This window comes from Streptomyces sp. NPDC046909 (assembly GCF_040644695.1).
Lineage (GTDB): Bacteria > Actinomycetota > Actinomycetes > Streptomycetales > Streptomycetaceae > Streptomyces.
This window is the reverse complement of sequence record NZ_JBEYXC010000043.1, coordinates 1-15,661: the sequence shown is the minus strand read 5'-3', so window position 1 is coordinate 15,661 and position 15,661 is coordinate 1. Positions and strand designations below refer to the sequence as shown.

Genomic DNA, 15,661 nt, shown 5'->3' with positions numbered 1-15,661 from the left:
GTCCTCGACACCGACCGCGTTCTCCCGGTGCGGCACCGCGCGTCGCGGCCCGACAGGCTTCCTGCGCGAAACGCCGTCGGTACCCACGGCGGGCGTTTCCTCCTCGGCCAGCGCCTCCAGATACTGCTCCAAGCCGATCACACGGCGCCTGAGGACCTCTTCCGCCTCCGCCAAGTCCGCTCGCACCTGCACCAGTTCGGCTTCGAGTTCGCCCACCCGCACTGCCGCAGCTTTCCGCCGCGCTTCCAGAACCGCCCGCATCGACGGCATCCGCCACCCCCACAACACCCCGACCGGCAACGAGTCGAGACTTCCGCGGCAGCTCCATCCCATGCCTGACCAGCGGAATCCGCACATGAGGTTCGGAAAGAGAACGACCTCTGAGGTAGTGGTCGTGGTCGAAGCGGACGGCGCCTTCGTCGGGGTTCTGGAGGTCTTTCCATGCCTGGTTCGCGTAGGGGAGGACTACGTCTACGAGTTGGGCGTGGAGGTGTTCGGCCTCGATGCCGCGCAGGTGGGGGACGTGGTGGCGTTGGATGGTGGGGTCCGCTGAGTGGCAGAAGCGGGTGACCGTTCGCAGGACTGTGTACGAGAGGGCTTTGTTGGTGACGTTGCGTTCGCCGATGCGGACGCGCATGTGGGGGTGGATGCCCAGGGCTGTGCCGGTTTTCCAGCCCGGGACGCGGGGGGCGTTCATGCGGTCCTTGAAGCGGTGTCCGACCGCGGCGTAGGCGAGCGCGTGCATCGTCTTGCACTGCACGTTGTGGGGGAACTTGCGGGTGGCTTCGGCTGCGATGGCCTTGTTGAAGGCGAGGTACCTGCCCTGTCTGCCGGTACTGGCGGCGATCATCGACAGCGTTGTCGTCTTGCCGGTTCCGGCGCCGGCTTGCAGGACCAGGTGGTCGCCTTGCCGGAAGGAGTCGATGGCGGTGCTCTGTTCGGCGGTGGGGGCGGGCATGGTGCTCCTCGAACGGCTGGCTTGGCTTCGTAGCGCAACCGAAAGGTGACACACCGGGACATCCGCTGTCTGACGATCACCGAATCCGCGCTGCTCCGTGTATCCGGGGGCGGGCCCTCGCTCTTGTGGCACCTAGTAGGTACCATCTCGGTATGCCGTCTCTGAATGTGTCTTTCACCGACGAGGAGCTCGAAGGTGTGCGCGCGGCTGCGGCCGCTGAGGGGAAGAGTCTCAAGCAGTATCTCCATGACCTCGGGGTCCGGGAGATGCAGCGCAAGCGGTTCGTTGCGGGGGCCGGGGTGTGGGCCGAGCGGCTGCGTGCGGAGTTCGACGAGGCGTTTCCCGATGAAGTGCCGCCCGGCGAGCGGGCGGGCGGGGGCGGGGCTGCGGCCGCCTGATGCATCTGTACGTCGATGTCTCCTGGCTTCTTGATGTCCAGGAGGCCGCTCTTGGCGCCGAGGACATGTCGGTCGCCGACTACTCCGCCTTGGTTGCCACCGTTGCGCGGCACAGGACCAAGCTGCCCACCCTCGAAGCCGCCGATCCGGATGCGGCCTGGCGGGCGGCCGCGCTCATGCACACCATCGTGTGCCTGGAGCCGCTCCCGCATCGCAACAGCCTGTTCGCCGCGTTCGTCGCGGCCCAGTACATGGATCAGTCCGGAGAGGGCATCGACCCGCCTTACGGCGGTCTGTCGGATCTCGTGCGCAAGATCCGTGACTCTCGGCTTCGCGTTTCCGCCGTCGCCGACCAGCTGCGGGCCTGGAGGATCTGACCCGTCTGACCCGTCTCAGAAGACCAGGAGTTGGCGTCCTCGTAGGCTGCCTGCCTCCAGGCGGGCGTGGGCGTTCGGCGCCTGGTCGGCGGGCAGGCGGCGCGCCGGTGATCCTCCCCGTGCCCCCTTGCAGGGGGTTAGCGCGGGGCCTGTGCGGTGGTGTCGCGGGTCGAGGAGCGCGGGGAGAGGTGGCGGGCCAGTACCTCCAGGGCGTCGGTGACCTCCTTGCGGTCCTCGGGTGTGCTCTCTGCGAGGGCGGTGGCCAGCGCGTCTTCGATCGTGGTGGCCCTGACCTCGGTGACGCGGGCGGAGAGTTCGGGGGCCTGGCGGACGAGCAGGCGGCGGCGGTCGGCGGGGTCCGGGGCGGTGACGACGGCCTCCTTGAGGCGGGCGACCGAGGTGGACACCTGGCTCTGCGGCAGGCCGGTGCGGGCGGCGATCTCCCCCACCGCGCTGTCGGGGTGGGCGGCCACGTCGCTGGCGACGATGAGGACGGCGCGGGTGCTTCCGCCGTACTGCCCGCTGCCGCCTTCGGGTTCCGGCATCGACTGGCGCTGGATCTTCCTGGTCAACCTGCCGATCGGGATCGCCGCCCTGGTCCTGACCTTCCTCGTCGTCCCCGACATCCGGCCCGGCCGCGCCCACCGCTTCGACCTCACCGGCGTCGCGCTGGCCACCGGCGCCCTGTTCTGCCTCGCCTTCGGCTTGCAGGAGGGCGAGAGCTACCACTGGGGTGCCGGGATCTGGGGGCTGCTCGCCGCCGGGACCGCGCTCGCCGCCGGCTTCCTGCTCCACCAGCGCCGCCGTCAGGACCGGGAGCCGCTCGTCCCCTTCGCGCTGTTCCGCGACCGCAACTTCACCTCGATGACGGCCCTGGTCGGTCTGGTCTCCGTCGCCATGCTCGGCCTGGTCCTGCCCTTCAACCTCTACCTCCAGTCCGTGCTCCACCTCAGCGCCATCAAGGCCGGTCTGGTGCTCGCGCCCTCGTCCCTGGTGTCCATGACCGTCGGGCCGTTCGCCGGCCGCCTCGCCGACCGCATCGGCGGCAAGTACGTCCTGCTCACCGGACTCACCTGCTACGCCGCCGGGATCATCGCCATCGCCTGCATCGCGGCACCCGGCACCGTCTGGTTCGCGTTCGTGCCCGCCACGCTGCTCACCGGCCTGGGCGTCGGCTGCATCATCGCCCCCATGCCCACCGAGGCTATGCGGTACGTGCCGCGCCATCTCGCCGGCGCCGCTTCTGGCGTGAACAACACGGTGCGGCAGATCGGTTCGGTGATCGGCGCCGCCGCGGTCGGCGCCCTGTTGCAGGGGCGGCTCGCGGCCGAGCTCGCCACCGGCAAGGCCTACGCCGCCGCCTTCACGGCCACCCTGCACACCACCGCGATCCTGCCGATCGCCGTGCTGATCGCCGGGGCCCTGGTGTGCCTTCTGCTGCGGCCTCGGACGGCACAGCCGCAGGCCGGTACCCCGGCTGCCGCTCCGCAGCCCGCGACCAGCACGCGCTGACCGGGACCACCGTCCCGGGAGGCGGCAGGTGCGATCCTGTCGTGTCGGCAGGCCGGTGCTCGGCGCCCCCAGCTTGTGCCGGGCACATGGACGGCCGAACCGCCGTGGCGATGGCCTTGTTGAAGGCGATGTACCGGCCCCGTCTGCCGACGACGATGTGACTCATGATTCGCCGGGCCCGTCGCCATAATGGGGGTATGGCAGACCGTGCGCTCCCTTCGACGTCCAGGATCGATCTGGCGGCAGCGTGCGCGGAGGATCTTTCGCTGTACCGGCAGAAGTTTCAGCGGCGTCTGCCGGCGTCTTTGGATGAATTGCGGGGACCGGCTCGGGGTGTGGTGGAGCTTCCGCTGCATGTGGCGTGGTCGGGGTTGAGCTCGTATGACCTGGACAACCCCCGTCAGCGTATGGGGCTGTACCGGACTGTTCTGCATGAAGGTCTGCGTGACGACCTGGTGGTCTTCTTGAATCAGGATGTTCTGCTGGAGCTGTGGCCCACTCTGCGTCGTCTGGTCGGCCGTACGGTGCGCGGCGTGTGGGAAGAGGCTTTTCCTCTGCTGGCCGTACGCGGCCGGGCGGCCGCGTGAGCCAGGACATGCCGGAGCTGCACGCACGGCTCCTGGCGGACGTGATCACTCTGGGCTCTCCCTACCCGCTCGTGCTGACCGGCGGCTACGCGGTGCGCGCGCACCGTCTGGTCAGCCGTCCCAGCCAGGACCTCGATGTCGCCACCGAGAATCCCGCTCCCATGGCGGACATCGCCGCCGCGCTGCGCAGTGGCCTTCAGGAGCGCGGCTGGCAGGTGCAGTCCCTGGAGACATCTCCGCTGTCCGCTCGCTTCACCGTCCGCGACCCGGGCACCGGCCAGGAAGTCGAAGTCGACATCCTCAAGGAGATCTTCTGGCGGCCCGTCACCGACAGCCCGTACGGGCCCGTACTCGCGGAAGAAGACCTGATCGGGACGAAGGTGCGTGCCCTGGGGGACAGAGGTGCGCCTCGGGACCTTATCGACGTGTTCGCCGCCTCCCGCCGCTGGACCACAGCCGACCTTGAGGAATTCGGCCGACGGCATGCCCGGGGTCGTTTCGAACGAGAAGACCTCCAGGCCAACCTCGCGGGCGCCGAGTGGATTGATGATGAGGCGTTCGCCGCCTACGGTCTCGACTCGTCCGCCATCGCCGCTCTGCGTGCCTGGGCCGTGGCGTGGGCCGATGATCTCGCCGGGAGGCTTTTCGAAGGCCCTGTGGACTGAGCTGCGAGTTGGTTCGGGGCCTCTGGGCCTTTCGAAATGGACAGGACAACCTTGCGGGGGTGTTGAGAGTCTTCTGGTCGATCACGTTGTGATCGGAGCTACGAGGAGATCATCATCAGCGCCTTTCGTAAGTCCCTGACCGCCACCGCTGTTGTCGGTGCTGTTCTCGCGGGTTCGGCTGCCTGTGGAACGGTGGAGCAGCTATCGGCCGGCAAGAAGCTTGAGCGGGCTTTTGAGCAGCTCGGCGAGAAGAAGACGCTCTCCTTCGAGGTCGATCTGGACACCGATGCGGCGTCCTTGAAGGCGCTGGATGCGGCGTCGGATCCTGAGCCCGGTGAGGAGATACCTCAGGAGGCTGCTGAGCTGCTCAGCGGCGCGAAGATCACGGTGACGGTGCAGTCGAAGAAGCCGCTCAAGGAGTCCGGTGAGAAGGATCTCGTCGGCACGGCCATGAAGGTCAGCACCCCGGACGGTGATCTTGTCGAGTACCGGGTGATCGGTGACTTCATCTATGTGCGTGTCGACACGGATGCCCTGGGCAAGACGATGGGCGTCCCCCTGCCGGACGTTGACGATCTGCCTGCGGAGGCCGGGGCGTTGAAGGACGTTCTCCAGGGCAAGTGGGTGAAGTTCAATACCGAGGAGATGGAGAAGGCCGCCGCCGAGGAGGGGGGCTCGCAGGGGGGTGCCGCGCCGTCTCTCGACTCCAAGACGCAGAAGAAGGTGGTGAAGGCCCTTCGCGGGGTCATCGCTCGCGAGGTGGAGTTCAACACCGTCGATGGTGGGGACGGCAGCGAGCACGTGACCGCCACGGCTCCTTTCCGCACGCTGATCACCGAGTTGCTCGGTGAGATCCGGCCCCTGGTGAAGGACCTGCCGCCGGGTGTGGAGCTGCCTACGGAGAAGGATCTGAAGGACGCGCCCAATGCCAAGGTGACGGCGGACTTCACGCTGAAGAACGGCGAGTTGGCCCAGGTGGACATCGACCTCGCCAAGCTGGCCGAGAACGCGAAGGTCAAGAAGCTGGGCCTGACCCTGCGGATGCGCGAGGGCACCAAGCCCACCGCTCCGGCCGGTGCCACGACGCTCGACCTGGCCGACCTCATGAACGGCCTTCTCGGCGGGCCGACGATGGCCGAGGGTGAGTTCGGTGAGTTCGACACGAGTGGTCTTGAGGACCTTCCTGGGCAGTACAGCTAGTTCTGATCGCCGGAGTGCCGGAGCCGTAGCCATAGCCATTGAGGGCGGCGTGGACCGACTTGGGTCGGTCCACGCCGCCCTCGGCGTACGTGTCGTGCTTACTTCGGGTCGCTGTTGAATTTTGCGGCCGACCAGCGGTAGCCGAGGGCCGCGAGGCCTATGGACCAGGCGAGGGTCAGCCAGGCGTTGTTGCCGATCTCGGTGCCCAGGAGGAGGCCTCGGAGGGTTTCGATCGCCGGGGTGAAGGGCTGGTACTGCGCGATGGGCTGGAACCAGCCCGGCATGCTGTCCAGGGGGACGAAGGTGCTGGAGATCAGGGGGAGGAAGATCAACGGCATCGCGTTGTTGCTGGCTGCTTCGGCGCTGGGGCTCACCAGGCCCATGCCTACCGCGATCCAGGTCAGGGCCAGGGCGAAGAGGGTTATCAACGCGAAGGCCGCCAGCCATTCCCACGCCGTGGCGTCTGTGGAGCGGAAGCCTATGGCTACTCCTACCGCGCCTACCAGGATCACGCTCATCACGCATTGCAGGACGCTGCCGATGACGTGGCCGATGAGGACTGAGCCTCGGTGGATGGCCATCGTGCGGAAGCGGGCGATGATGCCCTCGGTCATGTCCGTGGAGACCGATACCGCTGTGCCGATCGTCGTGGAGCCCACCGTCATGAGGAGGAGGCCTGGGAGGAGGTAGGCGACGTAGTCGGCTCGGGTTGTGCCCTTGCCCAGGCCTGCGCTCATCGCGTTTCCGAAGATGTACACGAAGAGGAGCAGGAGCATGACGGGGGTCAGTAGCAGGTTCAGGGTCAGGGACGGGTAGCGGCGGGCGTGGAGCAGGTTGCGGCGCAGCATCGTGGTCGAGTCCCGGACTGCCAGGGTCAGCGTGCTCATCGGACCGGCTCCTTGGGGTGGGCGGGGTGGGTGGTCGTTTCGGTCAGGGCGAAGAAGACGTCGTCCAAGTCCGGGGTATGGACCGTCAGTTCGTCCGCCTCGATGCCTGACTTGTCCAACCTGTCGAGGATGGAGCGCAGTTCGCGCTGGCTGCCGTCGCTGGGGAGGTGGAGGGTGAGGGTTTCGTCGTTGCGGGTGGCCGTGGGGTGGAGGGTGGTCGCGGCCGTCTGGTAGGTGGTCGGGTGGGAGAAGCGGAGGCGGATGTGGCCTCCCGGGATGAGGCGTTTGAGTTCCTCCGCGGTGCCTTCCGCCGCGATCTTGCCGTTGTTGAGGACCGCGATGCGGTCGGCCAACTCGTCTGCCTCTTCCAGGTATTGGGTGGTGAGGAAGACCGTTGCTCCGTCGGCCACCAGGCCGCGGATGATGCCCCACATGGTGTGGCGGGAGCGGGGGTCCAGGCCTGTGGTGGGCTCGTCCAGGAAGATGATCCGCGGGTTGCCCACCAAGGTCATGGCGATGTCCAGGCGGCGCTTCATGCCGCCGGAGTAGGTGGAGGCGGGCTTCTTCGCGGCCTCGGTGAGGTCGAAGCGTTGCAGGAGTTCGGCTGTGATCCTGCGGCCCTCGGACTTGGACAGGTGGTGCAGGTCGGCCATGAGGAGCATGTTCTCCTCGCCGGTGATCAGGCCGTCCACGGCGGAGAACTGGCCCGTGACACCGATCGCGGCGCGGGCCGACTGCGGGGCGGTGGCGAGGTCGTGGCCGGCTACCTGGGCCTGGCCGTCGTCCGGGGTGATGAGGGTGGAGAGGATCTTGACGGTGGTGGTCTTGCCGGCGCCGTTGGGGCCCAGGAGGGCGAAGACCGAGCCGGCCGGGATGTGCAGGTCGATGCCGTCGAGGACGGTCTTGTCGCCGTAGGACTTGCGGAGGCCCACGGCGGAGACTGCGGGGGGTGGGGTCGAGCCGCCGGGGTGGTGGTTGCTACTTGTGGATGTGGACATGACAGTTGAAGGCATGGGGGCCTTCCTTTCGGAGGCTTGGGGGGGGCGGGGGTGGGGGCTGGTGAAGGGGCTCGATCAGTGCTTTGCTCGGCGGACGTCGATGTTGCCGTGGCGGGTGCGGGCGCGGATCTTGACCGTGTCCTCGGTCTGGGTGGGGCTGGCGGAGGCCGTCAAGGTGTTGCGGACCTGGCCCGAGGAGGAGTTGGCGTCCAGCCAGGCCGCCGTGCCCTCGCGGACGCCGATGTCGATCGCGCCGTAGGACGTCTCCAGCTGGACCGTGCCGCGGACCACCTCGTCCACTCGCAATGTGCCGTGGGCCGTTGTCGCCGTCACCGAGTCCTCCGCGCGGCGGATCTCGATGTCGCCGTTGGCGCCCGAGACGCGGATCTCGCCGATCGCGGCGCCCACCGTCGTCGTGCCGTGGGAGTTCTTCAGTACCGCCGGGCCGTCCAGGTGGCCCACGCGGAGGCTGCCGGTGCTCGTCGCGATCTCCGCCGGGCCCTCGACCCGGTCCACGGTGATCGAGCCGTGGGAGGCGGTGAGGTGCAGGGGGCCTGTCGTGTCGAAGCGGGTGTCGCCCGAGGATGTCTTCACCCTCACCTCGCCCAGCTGGCCCTCGCCCAGCACCTGGGTCCAGGCGCCCGTCACGTCGATCCGTGAGGCCGTGGGCAGGTCGACTGTCACGTCCACCGTGCCCGTGCGGCCGAACAGGCCCGACTTGGGGGTACGGATCGTCAGTACGCCGCCCGCGTAGGTGATCTGCGTCTGGTCCGCGGCCCGGACGTCCACGTCCTTCTTCGGGTCGCGGGGGCGGGCCTCGACGGTGGTGTCGGTGCGGTCGCTCGCGGTGAACTGGATGGAGCCGGCCTCCACGTGTGCGGTGACCGAGATCTGTCGGGGGGTGTCGAACGTAGGCATGGCTGTCCCGTCCTGATGGGTCGTCGGGGCGTCCCCGCTGGTGGGACGTGGTGTGGGTGGGGGTGGTATCGGGTGGGAGTGCTAGTGGACCCAGCCTGTGAAGCTGTGGCCTGCGGGCTGGGACTTTTCCGGGGGGCCTGAGGGGGTGCCGCCGTCCACTGCGGCCGAGACCGCTCGGATCAGCCAGGCGTTCACCGAGAGGCCCTCACGGCTTGCCGCCTCCTCCGCGCGTGCCTTCAGATGGGCCGGCAGGCGGAGGTTCACCCGGGCGGTGCCGCCCTCGTCGGGGTCGGCGGGTGCGGGGGTGGGGGCCGGGGGCCTGAGGGGCTCGGCGTAGCCGTTGCGGGGCTCGTAGGTGTCGTCCCGGGGCGGGAGGGTCACCACGAAGTCGGGGTCGAGACCACGCAGCCGTACGTCGACCGAGCCGGGAGCGAGGTCACGGGTGATCTCGTCCATCGCGGCGGAGAGCACGTTCAGCATGGTCAGACGGGTCGCCGACTCCAGCGGAGCCGTCAGCCGCTCGGCCAGCTCGCGGGCATCTTCCCCGCCGGCCTCGGCGGCCACCGCGAGTTCACGGCGGAGAGTGTCGACGTACGGCGTAAGGTCCATGACGTCATCATGGCAGCATTGTGGTGCCATGCGCAAGCCTGAATGGTGTCTTGCTTGTCTTCGGTTTAGGGAGACGCCTTCTACCTGCGGGAACTGGAGATGGGTGGGGGCTGGTGGCTTGCGCTCAGGGGGCTTTGGGTCGTCCCTGGAGTGCCGTATGGCGTCGCTTGACGCACTGTGGCTCCAGATAGCGCCATGCGGTGCCATCTGGAGCCATGTGGTGTCGCGCTATACGGCCGGTTCCACTCCCGCGCGCATCAGGCCGTAGGTGTACGCGTCCTCGAGTGCGCCCCATGTCGCCGCGATCACGTTCTCGGCCACGCCCACCGTGGACCACTCCTCCTGGCCGTCCGTCGTCGAGATGAGGACGCGGGTGGTGGACTCGGTGCCGTGCTTGCCCTCCAGGATGCGGCCCTTGTAGTCGACCACTCCGAGCCTCGCCAGCTGGGGGTAGATCTGTTCCAGGGCCACGCGCAGGGCACGGTCGAGGGCGTTGACGGGGCCGTTGCCCTCGGCGGTGGCGATGATGCGCTCGCCCTTGGCCCACAGCTTCACGGTGACTTCGTTGGTGTGGCTGCCGTCGGGGCGGTCCTCGGTGATGGCGCGCCAGGACTCGAACTCGAAGTAGCGCAGTCGTTTGCCTTCGGCCTCTTCGCGCAGGAGGAGTTCGAAGCTCGCGTCGGCCGCCTCGTAGGTGTAGCCCTTGAGTTCGCGTTCCTTGACGCGGGCGACCACCCGGCCGATCAGTTCGCGGTCGCCGCCCAGGTCGATGCCGAGTTCCTTGCCCTTGAGCTCTATGGAGGCGCGGCCCGCCATGTCGGAGACCAGCATGCGCAGGTGGTTGCCGACTCGTTCGGGGTCGATGTGCTGGTAGAGGTCCGGGTCGACCTTGATCGCGGAGGCGTGCAGGCCTGCCTTGTGGGCGAAGGCCGAGACGCCTACGTACGGCTGGTGCGTCGACGGGGTCAGGCTCACGACCTCGGCGATGGCGTGCGAGATCCTCGTCATCTCGCGCAGCTTGTTCTCGGGGAGGACCTGCCTGCCGTACTTCAGCTCCAGGGCCGCCACTACCGGGAACAGGTTGGCGTTGCCTACGCGTTCGCCGTAGCCGTTGGCCGTGCACTGGACGTGGGTCGCGCCCGCGTCCACCGCGGCCAGGGTGTTGGCCACCGCGCAGCCCGTGTCGTCCTGGGCGTGGATGCCGAGGCGGGCGTCGGTGTCGGTGCGGACCGTGTGGACGATCGCCTGGACCTGGGCGGGGAGCATGCCGCCGTTGGTGTCGCAGAGGATCACGACCGAGGCGCCGGCCTCCGACGCCGTACGCACTACCGCTTTCGCGTACTCCGGGTTGGCGCGGTAGCCGTCGAAGAAGTGTTCGCAGTCTACGAAGACCCTGCGGCCCTGGGACGTCAGGTACGAGACTGTGTCTCGGACCATTTCCAGGTTCTCGTCCAGGGTTGTGCGCAGGGCCAGTTCGACGTGGCGGTCGTGGGACTTGGCGACCAGGGTGATGACTGGGGCGCCTGAGTCGAGGAGGGCCTTGACCTGGGGGTCCTCGCTCGCTTTGGCGCCTGCTCGCCGCGTCGCGCCGAAGGCGACCAGCTGGGCGTGCTTGAAGTCGATCTCCTGCTGGGCGCGGGCGAAGAACTCCGTGTCCCGCGGGTTCGCGCCGGGCCAGCCGCCCTCGATGAAGCCCACCCCGAAGTCGTCCAGGTGCCGTGCGATGGCCAGCTTGTCTCCGACCGTGAGGTTGATGCCCTCGCGTTGTGCGCCGTCGCGCAGGGTGGTGTCGAAGACGTGGAAGGAATCGTCGAGTTCGCCGGTGGGGGTCCCGGTACGTTCGCTCTGGCCGCTGCTCATGCCGATCTGGCTCCTGTATGGGATCTCGGGATCTCGGTCTGCCTGGCTCCTGTTGGGGGTCTCGGTCAACCGGTATGACCGGCTCCATCGTTCATGTATCGCTCCTCCGTTCATGTATCGCTCCTTGCGCTCGACTGACGGTTGAGAGTGGGCCGAGGAACGCCAAAGGACCTCTCGCCGGGGCGGGAGGTCCTTTGTGCGGTCGGTGGTTCGGTCCGTGGTGCGGTCAGCCGTTGGCCTGCGGGGCTACTTCGCGTACGGCCTTGGCCACGGCCGCGAAGTCCTTCTTCAGGATGGCGTCGTGGTTGCTGGCGACCTTCGCGCTGATCTCGATGTGCGGGTTGCGGGCGGCCACGCCGGCGAGGCTGGTGCGGATGCGCTCCTGCTCGTCTCCCTTGCTGCCGAGGGAGGTTCCGGAGGCGACGACGTAGCGGGTCGGGACCGTGATGTTGTCCAGTACGGGGTTCAGCTCGCTCTCGCGGGCCAGCCGGCCGAGTTCGATGTTGCTGTTCGCCATCTGCTCGGCGTTCATCCGCGGGACCAGGCCCGTCGGGCGCAGCAGCGGCATGAACCAGCCCAGGCGGCGGAACGTCTTGCGGATCCGCTCCTCCATGGCGTCGTCCAGCCAGTCGTAGGGCTGTGCGCCCTCGACCAGGACCGAGCCCAGGGCGCGCTCGGGGTTGCGGCTGGTCCAGTGCGCGGCGACGAACGCTCCGTAGGACCAGCCCACCACGATGACGCGGTCCACGCCCCTGGCCGCGAGTACGGCGTCGACGTCGCGGAGGGCGGCTTCGAAGGAGTAGTCCGCCGAGCGCTTCGACTTCTTGCCGCGTGCCCGCTCGTCGAAGGTGATGTGCCGGAATCCCGGGCCCAGTTCGGCGAGGACGCGGCGCCAGTAGCCCTGGGTGGCGAACTGGCCGTTGAGGTAGATCACGGGGATGCCGGGGCCGCCGGTGTCGGTGACGGCCAGGGCCGTGTCGTCCACCGGCACCATGCCGGTCCACTGGGAGGAGTTGTGGGAGTTGATCGAGGAGGCGTTGTTCTTCGTCATGGCTTCCACCTGGTCGTGTGGGGCGTGTGGGGGGACGTGTGCGGCTCTGTGGTCGTGTGCGCGTGGTGCGGGCCCGTTGAGTGGGGTGGGCCCGAGCTTCCTGCGTCAGGCGGCGTCGAGGGCCTCGGTGATCTTGCGGATCATCTCGGTGAGGGCCGGGCCGGGGCCGCCCTTGCGGGCCTCGGCGCCGGTCTCGAGGGCTACGAGGACGGTGCTGCGGAAGTTGGCGGCCTCTTCCGGCGCCTGCTTCTTCAGGAGCTCCATCGCCTCGGTGAGGGCCGGGAGGACCTGGTCGGCGAGTTCGGCGGTCGACTTGCCGTTCAGGTCGCCGACCGAGGACTTCTCGGCGAGGACGTGACCGACGAGGCCGGTCGCGGAGTTCAGGGCGATGCTGCCCTTGGTGGCGATCTTGTGCGGGGAGTCGGCGCCGGCCGCGGCGGCCAGGAGGGAGACGGCGCCGTAGGCGGCGGTGCGGAGGGTGGTCTTGTCCTGGTCGTTGAGGATGACCGACATGGTGGGGCTCCTTCGTTGTGTGCGGTGCCGGGTTCGGCGCCGCTCCGTTTCGATGGCTCCACTCTGGCACACATGTGGCGCCACGTCGAGCCATGATGCGCCGAAAATCGGCCACGAGGGGGCCTTCGGGAGGCCGGTTGGCCTTTGGATTCGCAGGTCATGTGGCATTTTGCGCTGGCGCCAACGTGGCCAAATTCTTTGCGGGGGCCTGTGGTCGCGTGCGGTGAGTGGAAAAGTGGATCGCGTCTACTACCTGGGGTTTCGTGGCCTCCGGCACCACTCGACACCCCCGGCGACATAAGTGGTGTCATTAATGGCTCCACATGGCGCCACTTGTGTGTCATGATGACGTCGTTGGTAGCGCGCTTCGCAGTGCGTCAGTGAGTCATCGAAGGGGTCGGATCATGGAGACAGCACAGAACCGGCAGCAGTCGGCACCCGGCGCCTTCGCCTCCTTCGCCCGCTTCGTGCTCTGCGGCGGAGGGGTGGGGCTCGCCTCCAGCTTCGCCGTGGCGGGGCTCTCCTCCTGGATTCCGTGGGCGCTGGCCAACGCCGTGATCACCGTGGCCTCCACACTGCTGTGCACCGAGCTGCACGCCCGGTTCACCTTCGGTGCGGGTGGGCGGGCGACCTGGAGCCAGCATGTGCAGTCGGCCGGGTCCGCGGCGGCGGCGTATGTGGTGACCTGCGTGGCGATGTTCGTTCTCCAGCTGATGGTGGCGGCGCCGGGTGCGGTGCTGGAGCAGGTCGTGTATCTGTCCGCCTCCGCGCTCGCCGGGGTCGCGCGGTTCGTGGTGCTGCGGGTCGTCGTCTTCGCGCGGACGCGGTCGCGGGGCGGGGTTGCCGAGGGCATCGGCTCCGAGAGCATCGGCTCCGAGAGCGTGGGCTCCGAGAGCGTGGGCTCCGAGAGCGTGGGCTCCGGGCGGGGCGGTGTCCGGCCTGTGCCTGCCGCCGCGCTCTGCCAGGCCGCGTGAGGGGCAGGGCCGCCGCGACGGTGGTTCGCTCCGACGCGAGTGGATCTGGATCGAAAGACGGGAGTAAGTGACACCGCGGTCGCCGAGACCGCGGTGTCGACTTGTCCTCCAGCCTTCGTAGAGCGCCGCTTCACATCCTGGGGAGGACACACCCGGTGGAGCGTGGCGAAGAGGTGGGGTATGACCCAGGTGAACGGAACGCCGGCGGCCGACGTCCAGGAGACAGTGCTCGCAGCGTGTGCGCCGGGACGGTCGCGGGCGGTGCTGATCGAAGGCGCGCCTGGGCTGGGGAAGACCACGCTGCTCGATGTCGTGGCGCGGGAGGCTGCCTCCGGCGGGGCGGTGGTGCTGCGCGCCGGGGGTGGGGGGCGGGCTCAGCCGTACGGCGTGATGCGTCAACTTCTTGATGGCAGTGCGGAGTTGGAGCGGACCGGGCTGTTCGACGGGGATACGGCCGCCGCGTTCTGTGGGGAGCTGCTCGGGCTTGCTCGGCGGCGGCCTGTCGTGCTGTGCGTGGACGATGTGCAGGGGGCGGATGCGCAGTCGCTGCATGCGCTGCGGTATGTGGTGCGGTACGTGCGGACGGCGCCTGTTGTGGTGGCGGCGACGAGGGCGACGTACGGCGGGTCGTGGCAGGAGATGTTCACGGCGGAGGTGTTACGGCGGCCTCAGGTGCAGCGGGTGCGGCTTGGGCTGCTTGGGGTGGGGGACGTGGAGCGGGTGCTGGAGGGGCGGCTCGCGGGGTGGGGGGAGGGGGCGCAGGTGCATGCCGCTGCTCGGCTGCATCGGCTCAGTGGTGGTAATCCGTTGCTGTTGCGGGCGTTGCTTGCTGAGGACGGGCTTGTGCGGCAGCCCTCGGTGGATGGAGCGTTCGGGCGGGCTGTGGCTGACTGTCTGCGGCGTAGTGGGGCGGCTGCCGTCGCTGCTGCTCGGGCGCTTGCCGTTCTGGGTGGGCATCCGGTTGAGCCGGCGTTGTTGGCCGAGTTGGTCGACGGGGGTGCGTCCGAGGCGCTTGACGGGCTGGGTGCGTTGCGGGCGTGCGGGTTGCTGGACGGGCTGGCTCGGAGGGAGCCGGTGGTGCGGGCGGCGACGTTGGCGGACTGTGATGCGGGGTGGCGGGCTCGGTTGGGGTTGCGGGCGGCGCATGCCCTGCGGGCGACCGGGGCGTCGGCTGTGGCGGTTGCCGGGCCGTTGCTGGCGTTGGGGGCGGACGGGGTGCGGGGGTCGGTGGGTGCGGCGGACCGGCTTCTGTTGGTGCGTACCGCGCGGGAGCTGGTTGAGGCGGGGCGGGTGTTGCGGGAGCAGGGGCGTCGGGATCGGGCGAAGGCGTTGTTGCGGGCTGCTCGGCGGTTGTCCTTGCAGGCCGGGGAGGCCGGGGAGGTCGTGGTGGGGGATGAGGGGCGTGTGGGGTGGAGGGGGGAGCGGCTTACGGGGGCGGTGGCTTAGTGGCTCAGCTGCCTAGCAGGGCGAGGCGGGAGAGGGCGAAGGCGGTGGTGGGGGTGTTGCGGGTGGGCCTGCGGGACCAGTTGCGGGTGGGTGGGGGTTGCTGTGGGGGGCGTTTCGCTTGCCCGCGCTGGCGGGGTGCCGCCTGCGCCCACCCGTGCCGCCCCTAGCGGCACGCCTGCCCGCAGACGGCACGGAGCCGGACCATGCCGCCTGCCCGCAGACGGCACGGAGCCGGACCATGCGGCACGCCTGCCCGCAGACGGCACGGAGCCGGACCATGCGGCACGCCTGCCCGCAGACGGCACGGAGCCGGACCATGCCGCCTGCCTGGGTGGGCGCCGCCCCTAACCGCACGCCTGCCCCCAGACCGCGCGGAGTCGAACCATGCCGCCTGCCTGCCCGCAGGCTAGCCACGTGGGGCTCAGCGACTGGAGCGACTCAAGCGACCGACGCTCTGGCTTGGTTGGGTCAGTTGGCTACCGTCCAGGTGTCGCCGCCCGCCATCAGTGCCGTCAGGTCTCCCTTGCCGTTCTGCTCGATCGCCGTGTCGAGTTGGTTGGACATCTGGATGTCGTAGACCGGGCGTTCGATGTCGCGGAAGACGCCGATGGGGGTGTGGTGGAGGGTGTCCGGGTCGGCGAGGCGGGAGAGGGCGAAGGCGGTGGTGGGGGACGCGGAGTGGGCGTCGTGGATGAGGATGTCGGCCTC

At 68.9% G+C, this 15,661-nt stretch carries 17 protein-coding genes and 3 pseudogenes; 9 read left to right on the top strand and 11 right to left on the bottom strand.

Translation table 11 applies throughout. From position 1 onward, the window contains the following. Positions 1 to 261 (bottom strand): annotated as a pseudogene (locus tag ABZ928_RS53180) (hypothetical protein); the annotation flags it as partial. Between the two features lie 94 nt (positions 262 to 355). Here ABZ928_RS53180 and ABZ928_RS53175 point away from each other — a divergent pair. Then, entirely contained in the window at positions 356 to 553 is a 198-nt protein-coding gene (locus ABZ928_RS53175) for a hypothetical protein (protein ID WP_361537064.1), read from the top strand. A gap of 159 nt (positions 554 to 712) precedes the next feature. Here the strand turns inward: ABZ928_RS53175 and ABZ928_RS53170 are convergent. Next, positions 713 to 958: pseudogene (locus ABZ928_RS53170) on the bottom strand (AAA family ATPase); the annotation flags it as partial. A gap of 152 nt (positions 959 to 1,110) precedes the next feature. Between ABZ928_RS53170 and ABZ928_RS53165 the strand changes: the two are divergent. Next, positions 1,111 to 1,356 carry a hypothetical protein gene (locus ABZ928_RS53165; protein WP_361537062.1) on the top strand — a complete coding sequence of 82 codons (246 nt, stop codon included), beginning with the start codon at positions 1,111 to 1,113 and terminating at the stop codon, positions 1,354 to 1,356. After that, the gene (locus ABZ928_RS53160; RefSeq protein WP_361537060.1) at positions 1,356 to 1,733 is read left to right on the top strand and encodes a toxin Doc; all 378 of its coding nucleotides are present in this window, start codon (positions 1,356 to 1,358) and stop codon (positions 1,731 to 1,733) included. Before ABZ928_RS53165 ends, ABZ928_RS53160 begins: the two co-directional genes overlap by 1 nt. Positions 1,734 to 1,870: 137 nt before the next feature. Here ABZ928_RS53160 and ABZ928_RS53155 read toward each other — a convergent pair whose 3' ends face one another. After that, on the bottom strand, positions 1,871 to 2,278 hold the full coding sequence (locus tag ABZ928_RS53155; RefSeq protein ID WP_361537058.1) for a helix-turn-helix domain-containing protein: 408 nt from the start codon (positions 2,276 to 2,278) through the stop codon (positions 1,871 to 1,873). On the opposite strand from ABZ928_RS53155, the gene ABZ928_RS53150 reads away from it, so the two are divergent. The 4 genes from ABZ928_RS53150 to ABZ928_RS53135 all read left to right on the top strand — a co-directional run bounded on the left by ABZ928_RS53150 (position 2,235) and on the right by ABZ928_RS53135 (position 5,697). Beyond that, the gene (locus ABZ928_RS53150) at positions 2,235 to 3,245 is read left to right on the top strand and encodes an MFS transporter (protein WP_361537056.1); all 1,011 of its coding nucleotides are present in this window, start codon (positions 2,235 to 2,237) and stop codon (positions 3,243 to 3,245) included. The genes ABZ928_RS53155 and ABZ928_RS53150 overlap by 44 nt on opposite strands. Before the next feature lie 197 nt (positions 3,246 to 3,442). Further along, on the top strand, positions 3,443 to 3,832 hold the full coding sequence (locus tag ABZ928_RS53145; protein ID WP_361537054.1) for a hypothetical protein: 390 nt from the start codon (positions 3,443 to 3,445) through the stop codon (positions 3,830 to 3,832). Positions 3,833 to 3,840: 8 nt separating this feature from the next. Further along, positions 3,841 to 4,497: a nucleotidyl transferase AbiEii/AbiGii toxin family protein gene (locus ABZ928_RS53140; RefSeq protein WP_361537066.1), complete on the top strand. Its 657-nt coding sequence runs from the start codon at positions 3,841 to 3,843 to the stop codon at positions 4,495 to 4,497. 192 nt (positions 4,498 to 4,689) lie between these two features. Next, positions 4,690 to 5,697 carry a hypothetical protein gene (locus tag ABZ928_RS53135; protein ID WP_361537052.1) on the top strand — a complete coding sequence of 336 codons (1,008 nt, stop codon included), beginning with the start codon at positions 4,690 to 4,692 and terminating at the stop codon, positions 5,695 to 5,697. Between the two features lie 98 nt (positions 5,698 to 5,795). Here the strand turns inward: ABZ928_RS53135 and ABZ928_RS53130 are convergent, their stop codons facing one another. The 7 genes from ABZ928_RS53130 to ABZ928_RS53100 all read right to left on the bottom strand — a co-directional run bounded on the left by ABZ928_RS53130 (position 5,796) and on the right by ABZ928_RS53100 (position 12,533). Next, on the bottom strand, positions 5,796 to 6,584 hold the full coding sequence (locus ABZ928_RS53130; RefSeq protein WP_361537050.1) for an ABC transporter permease: 789 nt from the start codon (positions 6,582 to 6,584) through the stop codon (positions 5,796 to 5,798). Then, on the bottom strand, positions 6,581 to 7,597 hold the full coding sequence (locus tag ABZ928_RS53125; RefSeq protein WP_361537048.1) for an ATP-binding cassette domain-containing protein: 1,017 nt from the start codon (positions 7,595 to 7,597) through the stop codon (positions 6,581 to 6,583). The genes ABZ928_RS53130 and ABZ928_RS53125 overlap by 4 nt, the downstream gene beginning before the upstream one ends. Before the next feature lie 60 nt (positions 7,598 to 7,657). After that, positions 7,658 to 8,500, bottom strand: coding sequence for a DUF4097 family beta strand repeat-containing protein (locus tag ABZ928_RS53120; protein ID WP_361537046.1), 843 nt, complete (start codon positions 8,498 to 8,500; stop codon positions 7,658 to 7,660). A gap of 81 nt (positions 8,501 to 8,581) precedes the next feature. Further along, complete coding sequence (locus tag ABZ928_RS53115; RefSeq protein ID WP_361537044.1) at positions 8,582 to 9,109, bottom strand: toxin-antitoxin system HicB family antitoxin; 528 nt, start codon at positions 9,107 to 9,109, stop codon at positions 8,582 to 8,584. A 228-nt stretch (positions 9,110 to 9,337) separates the two neighbouring features. Continuing rightward, complete coding sequence (cimA, locus tag ABZ928_RS53110; protein WP_361537042.1) at positions 9,338 to 10,969, bottom strand: citramalate synthase; 1,632 nt, start codon at positions 10,967 to 10,969, stop codon at positions 9,338 to 9,340. A gap of 226 nt (positions 10,970 to 11,195) precedes the next feature. Beyond that, the gene (locus ABZ928_RS53105) at positions 11,196 to 12,020 is read right to left on the bottom strand and encodes an alpha/beta hydrolase (protein WP_361537040.1); all 825 of its coding nucleotides are present in this window, start codon (positions 12,018 to 12,020) and stop codon (positions 11,196 to 11,198) included. A gap of 105 nt (positions 12,021 to 12,125) precedes the next feature. Continuing rightward, positions 12,126 to 12,533, bottom strand: a complete 408-nt coding sequence (locus ABZ928_RS53100; protein WP_361537038.1) for a hypothetical protein — start codon at positions 12,531 to 12,533, stop codon at positions 12,126 to 12,128. 404 nt (positions 12,534 to 12,937) lie between these two features. Here ABZ928_RS53100 and ABZ928_RS53095 point away from each other — a divergent pair, with 404 nt between their 5' ends. Together ABZ928_RS53095 and ABZ928_RS53090 are read left to right on the top strand one after the other, a co-directional pair. After that, positions 12,938 to 13,507, top strand: coding sequence for a hypothetical protein (locus tag ABZ928_RS53095; RefSeq protein ID WP_361537036.1), 570 nt, complete (start codon positions 12,938 to 12,940; stop codon positions 13,505 to 13,507). A 189-nt stretch (positions 13,508 to 13,696) separates the two neighbouring features. Further along, positions 13,697 to 14,953, top strand: coding sequence for an ATP-binding protein (locus ABZ928_RS53090; protein WP_361537034.1), 1,257 nt, complete (start codon positions 13,697 to 13,699; stop codon positions 14,951 to 14,953). 468 nt (positions 14,954 to 15,421) lie between these two features. Here ABZ928_RS53090 and ABZ928_RS53085 read toward each other — a convergent pair. Then, positions 15,422 to 15,661 (bottom strand): annotated as a pseudogene (locus ABZ928_RS53085) (2-oxoacid:ferredoxin oxidoreductase subunit beta); the annotation flags it as partial.